Annotated in this window: 12 protein-coding genes; 7 read left to right on the top strand and 5 right to left on the bottom strand. The window is 70.3% G+C overall.

Annotated features, from left to right (window positions below; genetic code table 11):
• Position 1 precedes the first annotated feature (1 nt).
• The 5 genes from VGB60_RS08240 (at position 2) to VGB60_RS08220 (ending at position 8167) form a co-directional block, all read left to right on the top strand.
• Positions 2-3730 carry a baseplate multidomain protein megatron gene (locus VGB60_RS08240; protein WP_331037787.1) on the top strand — a complete coding sequence of 1243 codons (3729 nt, stop codon included), beginning with the start codon at positions 2-4 and terminating at the stop codon, positions 3728-3730.
• Between the two features lie 89 nt (positions 3731-3819).
• Positions 3820-4758 carry a DnaJ C-terminal domain-containing protein gene (locus VGB60_RS08235; protein ID WP_331037786.1) on the top strand — a complete coding sequence of 313 codons (939 nt, stop codon included), beginning with the start codon at positions 3820-3822 and terminating at the stop codon, positions 4756-4758.
• Positions 4758-5909, top strand: a complete 1152-nt coding sequence (locus tag VGB60_RS08230) for a phosphoserine transaminase (RefSeq protein ID WP_331037785.1) — start codon at positions 4758-4760, stop codon at positions 5907-5909. Before VGB60_RS08235 ends, VGB60_RS08230 begins: the two co-directional genes overlap by 1 nt.
• 82 nt (positions 5910-5991) lie before the next feature.
• The gene (locus tag VGB60_RS08225) at positions 5992-7287 is read left to right on the top strand and encodes an adenylosuccinate synthase (protein WP_331037784.1); all 1296 of its coding nucleotides are present in this window, start codon (positions 5992-5994) and stop codon (positions 7285-7287) included.
• A gap of 73 nt (positions 7288-7360) precedes the next feature.
• The gene (locus VGB60_RS08220) at positions 7361-8167 is read left to right on the top strand and encodes a response regulator (RefSeq protein ID WP_331037783.1); all 807 of its coding nucleotides are present in this window, start codon (positions 7361-7363) and stop codon (positions 8165-8167) included.
• A gap of 4 nt (positions 8168-8171) precedes the next feature.
• Here VGB60_RS08220 and VGB60_RS08215 read toward each other — a convergent pair whose 3' ends face one another.
• Positions 8172-9083, bottom strand: coding sequence for an alpha/beta hydrolase (locus tag VGB60_RS08215; protein WP_331037782.1), 912 nt, complete (start codon positions 9081-9083; stop codon positions 8172-8174).
• 97 nt (positions 9084-9180) lie between these two features.
• On the opposite strand from VGB60_RS08215, the gene kynU reads away from it, so the two are divergent.
• Positions 9181-10416 (top strand): kynureninase, encoded by a 1236-nt coding sequence (gene kynU / locus VGB60_RS08210; RefSeq protein ID WP_331037781.1) that lies wholly within the window; start codon positions 9181-9183, stop codon positions 10414-10416.
• Between the two features lie 52 nt (positions 10417-10468).
• Here the strand turns inward: kynU and rpoH are convergent, their stop codons facing one another.
• The 3 genes from rpoH to VGB60_RS08195 form a co-directional block, all read right to left on the bottom strand.
• A complete protein-coding gene (gene rpoH / locus VGB60_RS08205) occupies positions 10469-11356 on the bottom strand; it encodes an RNA polymerase sigma factor RpoH (protein ID WP_331037780.1) in 888 nt (295 codons plus the stop codon).
• A 207-nt stretch (positions 11357-11563) separates the two neighbouring features.
• On the bottom strand, positions 11564-11866 hold the full coding sequence (locus VGB60_RS08200; RefSeq protein ID WP_331037779.1) for a GNAT family N-acetyltransferase: 303 nt from the start codon (positions 11864-11866) through the stop codon (positions 11564-11566).
• Positions 11867-11887: 21 nt separating this feature from the next.
• Entirely contained in the window at positions 11888-12871 is a 984-nt protein-coding gene (locus VGB60_RS08195; protein ID WP_331037814.1) for an RluA family pseudouridine synthase, read from the bottom strand.
• A gap of 141 nt (positions 12872-13012) precedes the next feature.
• Here VGB60_RS08195 and VGB60_RS08190 point away from each other — a divergent pair, with 141 nt between their 5' ends.
• Positions 13013-13582, top strand: coding sequence for a DUF2799 domain-containing protein (locus tag VGB60_RS08190; protein WP_331037778.1), 570 nt, complete (start codon positions 13013-13015; stop codon positions 13580-13582).
• A 176-nt stretch (positions 13583-13758) separates the two neighbouring features.
• On the opposite strand, the gene fba is transcribed toward VGB60_RS08190, so the two are convergent.
• Positions 13759-14646: class II fructose-bisphosphate aldolase (fba, locus tag VGB60_RS08185; protein WP_331037777.1), on the bottom strand; the 888-nt coding region annotated here is incomplete at its 5' end.

Raw genomic sequence — 14646 nt, 5'->3', positions numbered from 1 at the left:
AATGGCGCAGGTCGTCCTGAGCAGCGTCGGCCAGGCGGTCGGCGGTCCCATCGGCGCGGCAGTCGGCTCGACCCTGGGTCGGGCGATCGACCAGCGGGTCGTTGCCGGGCTGGAGCCGGCGCGGCAGAGAGGGCCCCGGCTGGACACCCTGAAGGTGCAGGGGACGGCCGAGGGCGCGCCGACGCCATGCGTATTCGGCCGGGCGCGGGTGACGGGCCAGATCATCTGGGCGGCCCGGTTCCTGGAGGGGCGCAAGACCTCGGCCGGGAGCAAGGGCGGGCCGCGGACGGTCGAGTACGACTATTCGCTGAGCTTCGCCGTGGCGCTGTGCGAGGGCGAGATCGACGGTGTCGGCCGCGTATGGGCCGACGGGCGGCCGATGGATTTGTCGGGCGTGACAATGCGGGTGCACCGGGGCGGGGCGGAGCAGACGCCGGACCCGCTGATCGAGGCGGTCGAGGCGACGGCTCCGGCGTATCGGGGAACGGCCTATGTCGTGTTCGAGGATTTGCCGCTGGGTCCGTACGGCAATCGTCCGCCCCATCTGGCGTTCGAGGTGTTTCGCCGCGCGGGCGGAGCGGAGCCGCGGCTTGAGGACCGCCTGGAGGGCGTGTGCCTGATCCCAGGCGCGGGCGAGTTCGTGCTGGCGAGCGTGGCGGTGCTGCGTCGGGACGGGCTGACGCGCACGACGGCGGAGAACGTGCACGGCGGCGCCGGACTGACCGATCTGGCCGTATCGCTGGACCAGTTGATCGCGCAGGCGCCGGCGCTGAAGCGTGTCAGCCTCGTGATCGGCTGGTTCGGCTCGGACCTCAGGGCGGGGCACTGCACCGTCCGTCCGGGCGTGGAGCGGCGGGACAAGGCGACGGAGCCGCTGAGCTGGTCGGTCGCGGGACTGGGGCGGGCGGAGGCGCACCTGATCAGCCAGTCCGGAGGCGGCCCGGCCTATGGGGGCACGCCCTCGGACGACAGCGTCCGTCAGGCGGTGGCGGAGCTGAAGGCGCGGGGGCTGGAGGTCACGCTCTATCCGTTCGTGTTCATGGACATCGCACCGGGGAATGGGCTGGCTGATCCGTATGGCGGGGCGGAGCAGGCGGCTTATCCGTGGCGGGGTCGGGTGAAGGGCCGCGATGGCGTCGACGCCGCGGGGGACGTGGCGGCGGCGTTCGGCTCTGCCGACGGATGGGGTTTGAGGCGGCTGGCGCTGCACTATGCGGCGCTGGCGCAGGAGACCGGGGCGGACGGGCTGCTGATCGGCTCCGAGATGCGCGGGCTGACCTGGACGCGGGACGGAGCGGGCGGCTTTCCGGCTGTGGAGGCATTGCGGACGCTGGCGGAGGAGTGTCGGGCAGTCGTCGGACCGCACGTGGCGATCAGCTACGCGGCGGACTGGTCGGAGTATTTCGGGCGGCACGACGGGGCGGACGCGATCTTTCATCTCGATCCGCTATGGGCGGATCCGAGCATCGATCACGTCGGCATCGACTGGTATCCGCCGCTGGGCGACTGGCGCGGCGGGAGCGGCGGCGTGGATGCGGCGGCGTTCGCGGGACCGGACGATCCGGCGTATCTGGCGGCGCAGGTGGCGGGGGGCGAGGGGTTTGACTGGTTCTACGCCTCGGATGCGGACCGGGCGGCGCAGGTGCGGACGGTCATCGCCGACACGGCGAATGGCGAGCACTGGCTGTTCCGGCCGAAGGATCTGAAGGGCTGGTGGAGCCACGCCCATCACGACCGGCCGGGCGGCGCGCGCAGCGCCACGCCGACGGCCTGGGTTCCGGAGATGAAGCCGATCCGGCTGACCGAGTTCGGCTGCGCGGCCGTGGACCGGGGCGGCAATGCGCCGAACCTGTTTCAGGACCCGAAGAGCGCGGAGAGCGCCCTGCCGCCCGCGTCGGAAGGGACGCGCGACGATCGGATGCAGAGGCGGGCGCTCGAGGCGCTGCTGGAGCATTTCGCGCAGGGCCAGAACAATCCCGTGTCGGGGGTCTATGGCGGGCCAATGCTGGACGGGGCCGACGCCTGGTGCTGGGACGCGCGGCCATGGCCGGCGTTTCCAGGCCGGTCGGACGTGTGGGCGGACGCCGGCGCGTGGCGCACCGGGCACTGGCTGAACGGGCGGCTGGGCGGAGACACGCGCGACCTGATCGCGGCCTTGCTGCGCCGGGGCGGGCTGGAGGAGAGCGAGTTCAGCGTCGAGGCGGGCCGGGCGGAGGTGCAGGGCTATGTCGTCGATCGGCCCATGCGGACGCGGGACGCGTTGGAGCCGCTGCTGGCGGGGCTGGGGCTGATCGCGGCGGAGCGGCAGGGGAAGGTGGCGGTGCTGGCGGAGGGGCCGGCCGCGCTGGAGCTTTCGCTGGATCGGTTGGCGCTGCCTGACGAAGGCGAGCGGCTGCGGGCGGAGCGGGCGCTGGAGCCTGCGCCCGGCGCGGCCCGGGTGCGCTTCATCGACGGCGACACGGATTATCAGACAGGGTCCGCGGTCGCGCGATCGGCGGGCGAGGGCGGCGGAGTCGATCTGGACCTCCCGGCGGTCTGTTCCATGGCGCTGGCGCGCACGGCGGCGGCGCGGGCGCTGGAGACGGGGCTGACGGAGCGACTGACGGCGTCGCTGGGGCCGCTGGAGGCGCTGAGGCTGGAGCCCGGCGACGGCGTGACGGTGGAGGGGCGGAGCGGCAGCTGGCGCGTTGCCCGAGTCGATCTGGAGGAGACGCCCACGGCGGTGCTGGAGCGGGTGTCGTCGATCGAGCCGGGAGAGGACGACTCCGCGCCCAGGGCCGGAGAGGCGGCCGCCATCGTTGGAGCGCCGCTGTTCCGCATGATCGAGCTGCCGCCGCTGGTAGGCGGCGAGGAAGACAGTCGGCCCCTGGCGGTGGTGGCCGCGGAGCCGTGGCGGAGCATGAGCGTCTTCGCCGGGCCCGATGCTCTGTCGATGACCCTTCGTAGGGTGGCGGCTCAGCCGGCGACGGTCGGCGTGCTGGTCGAGCCGGTGGTGGCTGGTGCGCGGCATCGCTGGGACGAGGCGGGCGGGCTGCTGGTGCGGGTCGAGGGGCGGGCGCCGGAGAGCCGCGGCACGGCGGCGGTGCTGGCTGGCGCGAACGCGGTCGCCATCGAGACGGAGCAGGGCTGGGAGCTGGCGCAGTTCCGGACAGCGGAGCTGATCGGGGAGGGTGTCTGGCGGCTGTCGGGTCTGCTGCGGGGCCAGCAGGGGACGGAGGCGGCGATGCGGACGGGCGCGGGGGTGGGCGCCTTGGTGGTGCTGCTGGACGCGAGGCCGCCGCGAGCGGATTGCTCCGGCGCCGAACGGGGTCTGCCGCTGGTCTGGCGGGCGGGACCGGCGGGCGGGCCGGCGGGCGGGGCCGGTGTCAGCGAGACGACGTTCGAGCTGACCGGGGTGCATGACCGGCCGTGGTCGCCGGCGCATCTGAGGGTGGAGGCGCGGGACGATGGCGGGTTTGATATCGGCTGGATTCCGCGCCTGCGCGTCGGCGGCGACCGGTGGGATGGGGAAGATGCGCCCCTGACCGCTCTGAAGTTCCGGGTGCGCGTGCTGGAGGACGGCGTCGAGGTGCGCTCGGCGGAGGTGGACGGACCGGGCGCGATCTACGCTTCGGAGGACGTGACCGCGGACTTTCCCCTCGAGATCGGGCCGGCCGTGGTGGTGGCCGTGGCTCAGTGGGGCGATGGATTTGGATGGGGCGCCGAGGCCACCGCGGCTTTGGCCACCTGAAGCGCCGATGTTGTTCGCGCCACCGACTTTGCGGAATCCCGGGGATGCCCTAACTGACGGGGACTGACTTCTCCGGAGTGAATGCACAGGTGGCGGGCGATCCCTACAAGGAGCTGGGCGTTTCGCGGGGCGCGAGCGCCGACGAGATCAAGAAGGCGTTCCGCAAGCTCGCCAAGGAGCTGCACCCGGACAAGAACCTGGGCAATCGCGAGGCCGACGAGCGGTTCAAGCGGGTGACGGCAGCGTTCGACCTGCTCGGCGACAAGGACAAGCGGGCCAAGTTCGACCGGGGCGAGATCGACGCCGACGGACGCGAGCAGTTCCGCGGCTTCGGCGGCGGCGGACCCGGGCGGGGACCGGGCGGAAATCCCTTCGGGCAGGGCGGCGCGCGACCCGGCGGCGTTGAGGACATCGACCTGGAAGAGCTGTTCGGCGGCATGTTCGGCGGGGGCGCCAAGCGGGCCGGACCGCGCGGAGGTTTCGCGGGCGGGGCCGGGCTGGGGCGCGGCGCGGACGTAAAGGCGACGCTGGAGATCAGCCTCGAGGACTCGATCTCGGGGGCGACGCGCCGCATTCAGTTCTCGGACGGGCGGACGCTGGACGTCACAATTCCGAAGGGCGCGGCTGACGGGCAGACGATCCGGCTGCGAGGTCAGGGGGCGCCGGGAGCGTCGGGCCGCAGCGAGGCCGGCGACGCGCTGATCACCCTGAAGATCACGCCGCATCCGGTGTTCAGCCGCGACGGCGCGGACCTGACGATGGACCTGCCGGTGGCGCTGGAGGACGCGGTGTTGGGCGGGAAGATCCCGGTGCGAACGCCGGAGGGCACGGTCTCGATGACCATCCCCAAGGGCACCAACTCCGGCAAGGTGCTGAGGCTGAAGGGACGGGGCGCCTTCATGGACGGGCGGCGGGGCGACCTGCTGGCCAAGGTGATGATCCAGCTGCCGGAGGTCGAGGCCCCTGATCTGATCAAGCTGGCGCAAACCTTGCGGGACGTCGGCCCCTTCAAGCCGTGGCGGGACTGATGGCGAACCGGCCCAATGTGAAGCCGGCGCGGCCGTGGTTCTCGTCCGGGCCGACGGCGAAGCGGCCGGGCTGGTCGTCGCAGGCCCTCCCGCACGACCTGCTGGGGCGCGGCATCCGGGCGCCGGAGGTGGTGGCGCGGTTTTCGCATGGGCTGGAGCGCACGCGGGCGCTGCTGGAGGTCCCGGACGACTGGACGCTGGTCTATGTGCCGGGGTCCGACACCGGCGCCGTCGAGGCGGCCATGTGGTCCATGCTGGGGGAACGGCCGGTTCAGGTCCTCGCCTTCGAGAATTTCGGCAAGGTGTGGGCGGCGGATGCGGTCGAGCATCTGAAGCTCGAGCCGGAGGTGCTGAGCGCGCCTTGGGGCGAGTGGCCCGACACGTCGCGGGTCGATCCGGCGAAGGACCTGATCTTTCCCTGGAACGGCACGACGTCGGGGGTGCGTGCTCCCAGTGGCGACTTCATCGCGTCGGACCGCGAGGGGTTGGTGATCTGCGACGCGACGTCAGCGGCCTTTGCGATGGCGTTGCCATGGGAGAAGCTGGATGTCGTGACCTTCAGCTTCCAGAAGGCGCTGGGCGGAGAGGCCGGGCTGGGCATTGCCGCGCTGTCGCCTCGGGCGATCGCGCGGCTGGACCGCTATGAGCCGCCAAGGAGCGTGCCGAAGGTGCTGCGGCTGCGCGACGCCAATGGGTTCGACCGGATGCTGGCGTCGGGGTCGATGATCAACACATTCTCGGTGTGGACGATCGAGGACTGGCTAGACGCGGTCGAGTGGGGTCTGGCCCAGGGCGGGTTGCGGGGCCTGATCGCGCGGACCGAGGCCAATGCGGCGGCGCTGGACGAATGGGTACGGCGCACGGCGTGGATCGACTATCTCGCGCACGATCCGGCGGTGCGATCCACAACCTCCGTTTGCCTCAAGATTGTCGACCCCCGCGTCACGGCGATGGACGAGACAGGACGGCAGGCGCTGGTGAAACAGATCAAGGGGCTGGTCGAGGACGAGGGCGCCGCCTTCGACATCGAGAGCCACCGCAACGCGCCGGCGGGTCTGCGCATCTGGTGCGGCTGCACGGTTGACGCGGCGGATGTCGAGGCGCTGACGCCGTGGCTGGACTGGGCGTTCGAGACGGCTCTGGCGGAATAATCGGCCCTCGGGACGACACCCGCCGATTCCCCCGCTATAGGCTGCGCCCGCATCCCGAAATCCCGGGCAGCGGAGAACAGTCTTGGCGAACGTCGCGGTGGTCGGGGCCCAGTGGGGCGACGAAGGCAAGGGCAAGATCGTCGATTGGCTGTCGAACCGCGCCGACATGGTCGTGCGGTTCCAGGGCGGGCACAACGCCGGGCATACGCTGGTCGTGGACGGCAAGGTCTACAAGCTGGCGCTGCTGCCGTCGGGCGTGGTGCAGGGCAAGCCGTCGATCATCGGCAACGGCGTGGTCGTCGATCCCTGGCATCTGGTCGGCGAGATCGACAAGATCGAGGCTCAGGGCGTGCGCATCAGCCCCGAGGTGCTGATCGTCGCCGACAACGCCTGTCTGATCCTGCCCATCCATCCGGCCCTGGACGTGGCGCGCGAGGCGGCGGCGAGCGCGCCCGGCGCGCGGATCGGCACCACCGGGCGCGGCATCGGCCCGGCCTATGAGGACAAGGTCGGCCGCCGGGCGATCCGGGTGTGCGATCTGGCCAACGTCGACGATCTGAAGGTCAAGATCGAGCGGCTGCGGTCGCATCACGACCCGCTGCGGGCGGGACTGGGGCTGGAGCCGATCGATCCGGAGGCGCTGCTCGCTTCGCTGCTGGAGATCGCGCCGAAGATCCTGCCCTATGTGCAGCCAGCCTGGCGGGTGCTGGATCAGGCGCAGAAGGCGGGCAAGCGGGTGTTGTTCGAGGGGGCGCAGGGCGCGTTTCTCGACGTCGATCACGGCACCTATCCCTATGTGACCAGTTCCAACACCGTCGCGGGACAGGCGGCGGCGGGGTCGGGCATTGGGCCCAAGGGCGTCGGCTATGTGCTGGGGATCGTGAAGGCCTACACCACGCGCGTGGGGGAGGGGCCGTTCGCCTGCGAGCTGAACGACGCGGTGGGCGAGCATCTGGCGACGGTCGGGCGCGAGGTCGGGGTCAACACGGGCCGGGCGCGGCGCTGCGGCTGGTTCGACGCGGTGCTGGTGCGGCAGTCGGTGGCGATCAACGGCATCGACGGGATCGCCCTGACCAAGCTGGATGTGCTGGACGGGCTGAAGGTTCTGAAGATCTGCACCGGTTACCGGATCGGCGGCGAGGTGCTGGACTACCTGCCGTCCAGCCTGGCGGCGCAGGCGGCGGCGGAGCCGGTGTTCGAGGAGCTGGAGGGTTGGAGCGAGAGCACGGCGGGGGCGCGCAGCTTCCGCGACCTGAACGCCCATGCGGTGAAGTACGTCCGCCGTATCGAGGAACTGATCGGGGCGCCGGTCGCCCTGCTGTCGACGAGCCCCGAGCGCGACGACACCATCATGATGCATGACCCCTTCCGGGGCTGAGACCCAGGTTTCGGCGTTCAACGAGCCTTAACCCGCGTCGGTTAAGCATGACGCCGGAATTGGAGGGGTCCCCTTGTTCGCTGTCGACCGTCGTGTGCTGGCCAGGCTGGGACCGGTGATCAAACGCGTCCTGATCGTGGACCCCAATCCGCACGCCGCGCGGCTGATGACCGACATCATGAAGGGCCTGGGCTCGACCGAGATCGTGGTTCAGCCGAATGGCGCGCGCGCCATGGCCGAGGCCGCCGGGCTGGAGCCGGGCCTCGTCTTCACCGAACGCAGCGGTGACGGACTGGACGGCGAGGCGCTGGCCAGGAAGTTGCGACGGTCGCATTTCGAATGCCGAAAGGCGCCCATCATCATGGTGACGGCCGAGGCGACCGCCTCGACCATCAAGGGCGCGCGTGACGCCGGCATCCACGAGTTCCTGAGGAAGCCCTACACGACCGCGGACCTGTTCCGTCGGGTCGAGAACGTGGCGCTGAAGCCGCGGGACTGGGTCGAGGCGATCGGCTACATCGGTCCCGACCGGCGGCGGTTCAACTCGGGAGAGTTCTCCGGCCCCGGCAAGCGCAAGGCCGACAGGCCCGCCACGGGCGCGGAGGCGCTGGCGGCCGCCAAGGATCAGGCGATGCGCATCCTCGCGGCCGCGCTGGACAAGTTCGACAGCGATCCCATGCAGGCGGTGCGGGCGATCCGGGAACAGGCGTCCAACCTGAAGGCGGTGGCCATGAAGGCCTCGGACAGCCGACTGGTGGTGGCGGTCGGCGCGCTGGAGGTGACCCTCGCGTCGGGACCCGCGACCAAGGAGACGCTATCCGCGCCCATCGGCGGCCTGCTGGCGATGCACCAGGTCGAGCCTCTGGCCCGCGCGGGCTGAGCCGCTACTTCAGCAGATCATCGTAGGCGCGGACCACTCGAGGCCAGCTGGCCGAGGTCGGGTCGATGAGCTCGAAATGACCCGCGCCGGCAAGAACCACCGAGGTCGCCGCATCGCCGCGAGCGGCCGCCGTCTCCGCATAGGCCTGTCCGAACGTCGGCGGCACGATGTGGTCGAGGGCGCCGGAGATCACGACCTGCCGGTCGCCGAGGGGCAGCAGGGCAGGCGGGGAGGTGTCGGCGAAGACGTCGCGTCCCTCGGTCCCGGGCGCGCCGACCAGTCCGTCGATCGTGGAAGGTCCGCCACAGGCGTCGGGGCCTGTCGCGCGATAGGCGGCGAGGTCTGCGATGCCGGCGAGAGACACCACGCCGCGCACCGGGAGCGGCGGGCGCGCATGCAGGGGACTGGATGGGGGCAGGCGATCCCGCCCCGCGGCCCAGAGCGCAAGGTGGCCCCCGGCGGAATGCCCGGAGACGGCGACCCGGCGCAGGTCGAGGCCATGCGTTGGGGCAAGCGTCCTCAGGTGATCCAGGGCCTCCGCCACATCCGTGAACGTGCCGGGATAGCCGCCGTCCGGGTGGCCGATCCGGCGGTACTCGATGTTCCAGACGGCGTAGCCCCGGTCGCGCAGGTCGGCGGCCATGTAGTCCATGAGCTCGAGGCCCGGCAGGTCCGCTCGCCAGCAGCCGCCATGGATCAGCACGATGACGGGGTGGCGGCCGCCGGTCCGCGGCAGCCACAACTCGCCGAACTGCAGGGGGTCGGCTCCGTAGGCGATGCGGTGGTCGGCCGCCTGCCGGGGCATGGCCAGGAGCTGGCTGAAGGTGATCGGCTGCCGGGTCTCGACCGGATCAGGCAGGACCGGCGGCTGAGGCGCGCACGCGCCGAGGGCGAGCAGGATGGACAGCAGGGACATCGCAGGACGCATGGAAGAGCCGGCCTCGTCGGTCGCCGTTCCTCCGGCGCGCTCGGCACTGTAGAGAGCGTCAGCCGTCCGGCAACCGGAGCCTTGCATGACCACGCGCCAGACCTGTCTCGCACTCGATGCGGCCGATCCGCTGGCTTTCGCCCGCGAGCGGTTCAGCCTGCCGGAGGGCGTGATCTACCTGGACGGCAATTCGCTGGGGGCGCTGCCGAAGTCGGCGGTGGAACGGGTGCGGGGGGCGGTCGAGCGGGAGTGGGGCGAGGACCTGATCGCCAGCTGGAACCGGCACGACTGGATCGGGATGCCGCAACGCGTCGGGGGCCGCGTTGCGCGACTGGTCGGCGCGGAAGCCGGTGAGGTCGTGGCGGCGGACTCGGTTTCGGTGAACCTGTTCAAGCTCGCCGCCGCGGCGGTCCGGGCGCAGCCGCCGGAGCGCCGGGCGGTGGTGATCGAACGCGGGGACTTTCCGACCGATCTGTACATCCTGCAGGGTCTGGCCGCCCTGGCCCCCGACATTGAGCTGCGGGCGGTGGAGCCTGGGGGGATGGCGGAGGCGCTGGACGAAACGACCGCGATGGTTCTGCTGAGCCACGTCCACTACCGCAGCGGCGCGGTGCGGGACATGGCGGCGACCAATGCGCTGATCCGCGAGGCGGGCGCGCTGAGCCTCTGGGACCTGAGCCACAGCTGCGGCGTGCTGGATGTCGCGCTCAACCGCGACGGGGCCGATCTGGCGGCGGGGTGCGGGTACAAGTACCTGAACGGCGGGCCGGGCGCGCCGGCCTTCGTCTTCGTGGCGGAGAGACATCAGGCGGCGCTGCAGAATCCGCTGTCGGGCTGGATGGGACACGCCCGGCCATTCGACTTCATCGACGACTACGCACCGGCGCCAAGCGTCGCGCGCTGGCTGTGCGGAACGCCGCCGGTGCTCAGCATGACGGCGCTGGACGCGGCTCTGGACGCCTTCGAGGGCGTGGAGATGGCCGCGGTCCGGGCCAAGGCCGGGGCGCTGGGGGATCTGTTCATCGACCGAGTCGAGGCGCGTTGCGGGCGGCATGGGCTGACGCTGGCCAGTCCCCGGAACGCCGCCGAACGAGGCGGGCAGGTCTCGTTCGCCTGTGAGAACGGCTGGGCGGTGATGCAGAATCTGATCGCGCGGGGGGTCGTCGGGGACTTCCGGCGGCCCGATGTGATCCGGTTCGGGTTCGCGCCGCTGTACGTCCGGTACGCCGATGTCTGGGACGCCGTGGAAATCCTGGCGGACATCCTCGACAGCGAAAGCTGGCGGGACGAGCGCTATCAGACGGCGGCGGCGGTGACCTGAAACGAAAACGGCCCCCGCGAGGGGGCCGTGACCGTGGTGGATCGCCGTCCGATCAGACGTCGACGAGGTTGCGTTCCTCGGCGGCGGCCCGCATCGCCTTCTGCAGCTTCTCGAAGGCGCGCACCTCGATCTGGCGGACGCGCTCGCGCGAGACGCCGTATTGGCCCGCCAGTTCCTCCAGCGTGACCGGGTCGTCCTTGAGCCGGCGCTCGGTCAGGATGTGCTTCTCGCGGTCCGTCAGCTCCTGCATCGCCTCCTGGAGCAGGCTCATGCGGATCGACTTCTCTTCGCTCTCGGCGAGTTGGGTCTCTTGCGAGACAGCCGTGTCGTCGGCCAGCCAGTCCTGCCACTCGCTCTCGCCGTCGGCGCGCAGCGGCGCGTTCAGCGAGGCGTCGCCGCCGAGGCGGCGGTTCATGTTGGTGACCTCTTCCTCGGACACGCCCAGCTTGGTGGCGATCGCGGAGAGATGTTCCGGCCGCAGGTCGCCTTCCTCGAAGGCCGAGATCTGGCTCTTGGCCTTGCGCAGGTTGAAGAACAGTTTCTTCTGGGCCGCCGTGGTGCCCATCTTCACGAGCGACCAGCTGCGCAGGATGTATTCCTGGATCGAGGCGCGGATCCACCACATGGCGTAGGTCGCCAGGCGGAAGCCCTTGTCCGGATCGAATTTCTTGACGGCCTGCATCAGGCCGACGTTGCCTTCCGAGATCACCTCGCCGATCGGCAGGCCGTAGCCGCGATAGCCCATGGCGATCTTGGCCACGAGGCGCAGGTGAGACGTCACGAGACGGTGGGCGGCCTCAGGGTCCTGGTGCTCGGTCCAACGCTTGGCGAGCATGAACTCCTCGTCCTTCGCCAGCATCGGAAACTTGCGGATTTCCGTCAGGTATCGCGAGAGCCCCTGTTCAGGCGACATCACCGCGAGTGATCTAGCTACAGCCATATGGTCCCTCCGACCGTCAAAAAGAGCGGGTTCTTCGGAGGCGGCCACCCAATTGTGCGCCGTCGCCTCACCCCTCAACCGATGAAATAGGGACGGGTTTCCGCCTTTGTCAGAGGCGGATCGTCACACCGAAGCGTGACCGTTGCCCCGGCGCCACGCACCGAATGAAGGCTGTATATCAGAGGGTGGGTCTTTTATCAAGACTGACTACGCGAGGCGGAGGATTTCTCGGTAGGTGGGATGCACCACGTCGGCGTTCTCCGGATGCTTCTGCAGGTATGCGGCGAAGAAGGGACAGACCGGCAGGATCAGCAGGCCGCGGTCCCGGGCGTCCGCGATGACGTGCCTGGTCAGCCGGCTCGCGATCCCCTGACCTTCCAGCGCCCGGGGCACCAGGGTCTCGGTGATCATCAGGTTCTGACCGGAGAGGTTGTAGGTGATGACGGCCACGTCGCTCCCGACCGGCAGTTCGTAGCGATGGGTGTCTTCGTTGTTCGTGATGTCGGTCATGTCGCTGGACGATGTGGAGATCTAGAGGGCCTGCAGTAAGCGCTCGAGCTTGACCATGTCTGTCGGAGGTGCGGTCTCGAAGCGTAGGGCTTCACCCGTGACCGGGTGTATGAAACCCAGCACCGCCGCGTGAAGAGCCTGCCGCGTCAGCCCGGCTTCGGCGATGGCCGCGCGCACGGCTGCCGCCGGACTGCCTGAGCCATAAACGGCGTCCCCGAGGATCGGAGCGCCCTTGGAAGCGAGATGCACCCGGATCTGGTGGGTGCGGCCGGTGTGCAGGGTGCAGGCGACTCTGGCGGCCATGGGCGCGCCGCCGGGCTTTGCGGCAAGGCCGTAGACCTGCCGCACCGCATAGTCGGTGACGGCGTTGCGGCCGCCGCTGCGAAGCACCGCCATCTTCTTCCGGTCCGAGGACGAGCGGCCGATCAGGGTCTCGATCCGCCCCTTGGCCGGGCTCGGCGCGCCGCGGGTGAGGGCGATGTAGGTTCGCTCGATGTCGTGCGTCGCGAACAGGGCCGACAGGCCCGCGTGTGCGCGATCGGACTTGGCGGCGACCATGACGCCCGAGGTGTCCTTGTCGAGCCGGTGAACGATGCCCGGCCGGGCGACCCCGCCAATGCCCGACAGGGTCGCGCCGCAGTGGGCGAGCAGGGCGTTGACGAGGGTGCCGGTCTCGCTGCCGGGCGCGGGGTGGGCGGCCATGCCGGCGGGCTTATCGATGACGATCAGGTCGGCGTCCTCGAACAGCACCGTCAGCGGAATCGGCTCGGGCCGAGGATCGGCGGCGACCACGGGCGGGACGAGGACCTCGTAAAGGCCCGGCGTGGCCTTGGCTGAAGCGCTTGAGACCGGAAGCCCGTCATGCGTAACGGCCCCCTGCGCCAGCAGAGCCTGCAGCCGCGCGCGCGACAGGCCGGGAAAGGCGTCGGCCAAGGCCTTGTCGAGACGCACCGGCGGGCCGTCGTAGCGGGCCTGAAGCGCGATCGGCTCGTCGTCGTCGGTCAGCGTCTGTTCATCGGCCACGGCGTTTCCTAGCACGAAGCTTCACCACGGGGGACGGTGGAAGCCGGGGAGGTCGAGATGAACAGGTGGATGATCGGTGTCGCCGTCGGGGGGAGCGCGCTCCTGCTCGGGAGCTGCGCGACGATGAGCGAGGACCAGTGCCTCGTCGGCGACTGGGGCGGACAGGGGCTGCGGGACGGGTCCGCGGGCCTGCCGATGAGCCGGCTGGACGACCACGCGAAGGCGTGCGCCAAGCATGGGGTCGCGCCGGATGTGACGCCCTACCGCTCGGCGCGCGAGGACGGGCTGCGCGGCTATTGCCGCCTGGAGCGGGGTTTCGAGGAGGGGCGTCGCGGACGCAGCTACCACGGCGTGTGCCAGCCGGAGGAAGAAGCCGATTTTCTGCCCGCCTTCCGCGACGGCTCGCGTCTTCACGCCGCCGAGTCCGCGCTCGAGTCGGCGTCGTCCGAACTGAACAGCGCCGTGTCATGGATCGAGGATCGGGAGGACAAGCTTCAGGCCAAGCAGCGCGAGCTCGGCGAGGAGGGGAAGACCGACGCCGAGCGGGAGCGAATCCGTGAGCGTATTGTGGAGGTCCGGGGCGAGCTGCGCGAGGCGAGGCGGCGCGCCCGCGACGCCGAGCGGGCCCTTGAGTGGGCGCGGGATGAAGCCGACCGCGTGCGGTTCGAGCTGTCGGCACGGTATCCAGTTTAGGATCCCGCTCCCCGCCGTCCTTCCGGGGCTGGTCCGGCGAAGCCGGGGCAGAACCCGGAATCCAGGGTAAGGCAAACAGATGCTTCAGGCGTCGCAGCCCGATCTCCTGGATTCCGGGTTCCGCTTCGCGGCCCCGGAAGGACGAGGAGGGATAGCAGCCCGGGTCGGGGATGCACTCAGGCCGCCGCCGACATCCCGCCCGTCTGCGGGTTCAGCTCGCCCGAGGCGTAGCGCTTGGCCATCTGGGCGGTGGACAGCGGCTTGATCTTCGAGGCCATGCCCTCGCAGCCGAACTGGACGAAGCGCTCCTGGCAGAGTTTGCGCATCGCCTCCTTGGCCGGCTTCAGATAGGCGCGCGGGTCGAACTCGCCGGGCTTCTCGGACAAGATTTTGCGGATCGCGCCGGTCATGGCCATGCGGTTGTCGGTGTCGATGTTGATCTTGCGCACGCCGTGCTTGATGCCGCGCTGGATTTCCTCGACCGGCACGCCCCAGGTCTGGGGCATCTGGCCGCCGTACTGGTTGATGATGTCCTGCAGGTCCTGCGGCACCGAGGACGAGCCGTGCATGACCAGATGGGTGTCGGGCAGGCGGCGGTGGATTTCCTCGATGACGTTCATGGCCAGCACGTCGCCATCGGGCTGGCGGCTGAATTTATAGGCGCCGTGGCTGGTGCCCATGGCGATGGCGAGGGCGTCGACCTGGGTCTCGCGCACGAAGTCGACGGCCTGATCCGGGTCGGTCAGCAGGGCCGAGTGGTCCAGCTTGCCCTCGAAGCCGTGGCCGTCCTCCTTCTCGCCCATGCCGGTCTCCAGCGAGCCGAGCACGCCGAGCTCGCCCTCGACGGAGACGCCGCAGGCGTGGGCCATCTCGACGACCTTCTTGGTCACGGCGACGTTGTACTCGTAGTCGGCCGGCGTCTTGCCGTCCTCCATCAGCGAGCCGTCCATCATCACGGAGGTGAAGCCGTACTGGATGGCGGTGGCGCAGGTGGCGGGGCCGTTGCCGTGGTCCTGGTGCATGCAGACCGGGATGTGCGGATACAGTTCGGCGAGGGCGTCGAT

It is taken from the genome of Brevundimonas sp. (genome assembly GCF_036399195.1).
Classification (GTDB): Bacteria; Pseudomonadota; Alphaproteobacteria; order Caulobacterales; family Caulobacteraceae; genus Brevundimonas.
The sequence above is the reverse complement of the archived record's forward strand: the minus strand, read 5'-3'. Positions and strand labels throughout refer to the sequence as shown.

Coding starts and splice junctions, on each gene's coding strand:
- VGB60_RS08240 (WP_331037787.1), top strand. CDS start 2: ATGGCGCAGGTCGTCCTGAGCAGCGTCGGCCAGGCGGTCGGCGGTCCC.
- VGB60_RS08230 (WP_331037785.1), top strand. CDS start 4,758: ATGGCGAACCGGCCCAATGTGAAGCCGGCGCGGCCGTGGTTCTCGTCC.
- VGB60_RS08215 (WP_331037782.1), bottom strand. CDS start 9,083: ATGTCCCTGCTGTCCATCCTGCTCGCCCTCGGCGCGTGCGCGCCTCAG.
- kynU (WP_331037781.1), top strand. CDS start 9,181: ATGACCACGCGCCAGACCTGTCTCGCACTCGATGCGGCCGATCCGCTG.
- rpoH (WP_331037780.1), bottom strand. CDS start 11,356: ATGGCTGTAGCTAGATCACTCGCGGTGATGTCGCCTGAACAGGGGCTC.
- VGB60_RS08200 (WP_331037779.1), bottom strand. CDS start 11,866: ATGACCGACATCACGAACAACGAAGACACCCATCGCTACGAACTGCCG.
- VGB60_RS08190 (WP_331037778.1), top strand. CDS start 13,013: ATGAGCGAGGACCAGTGCCTCGTCGGCGACTGGGGCGGACAGGGGCTG.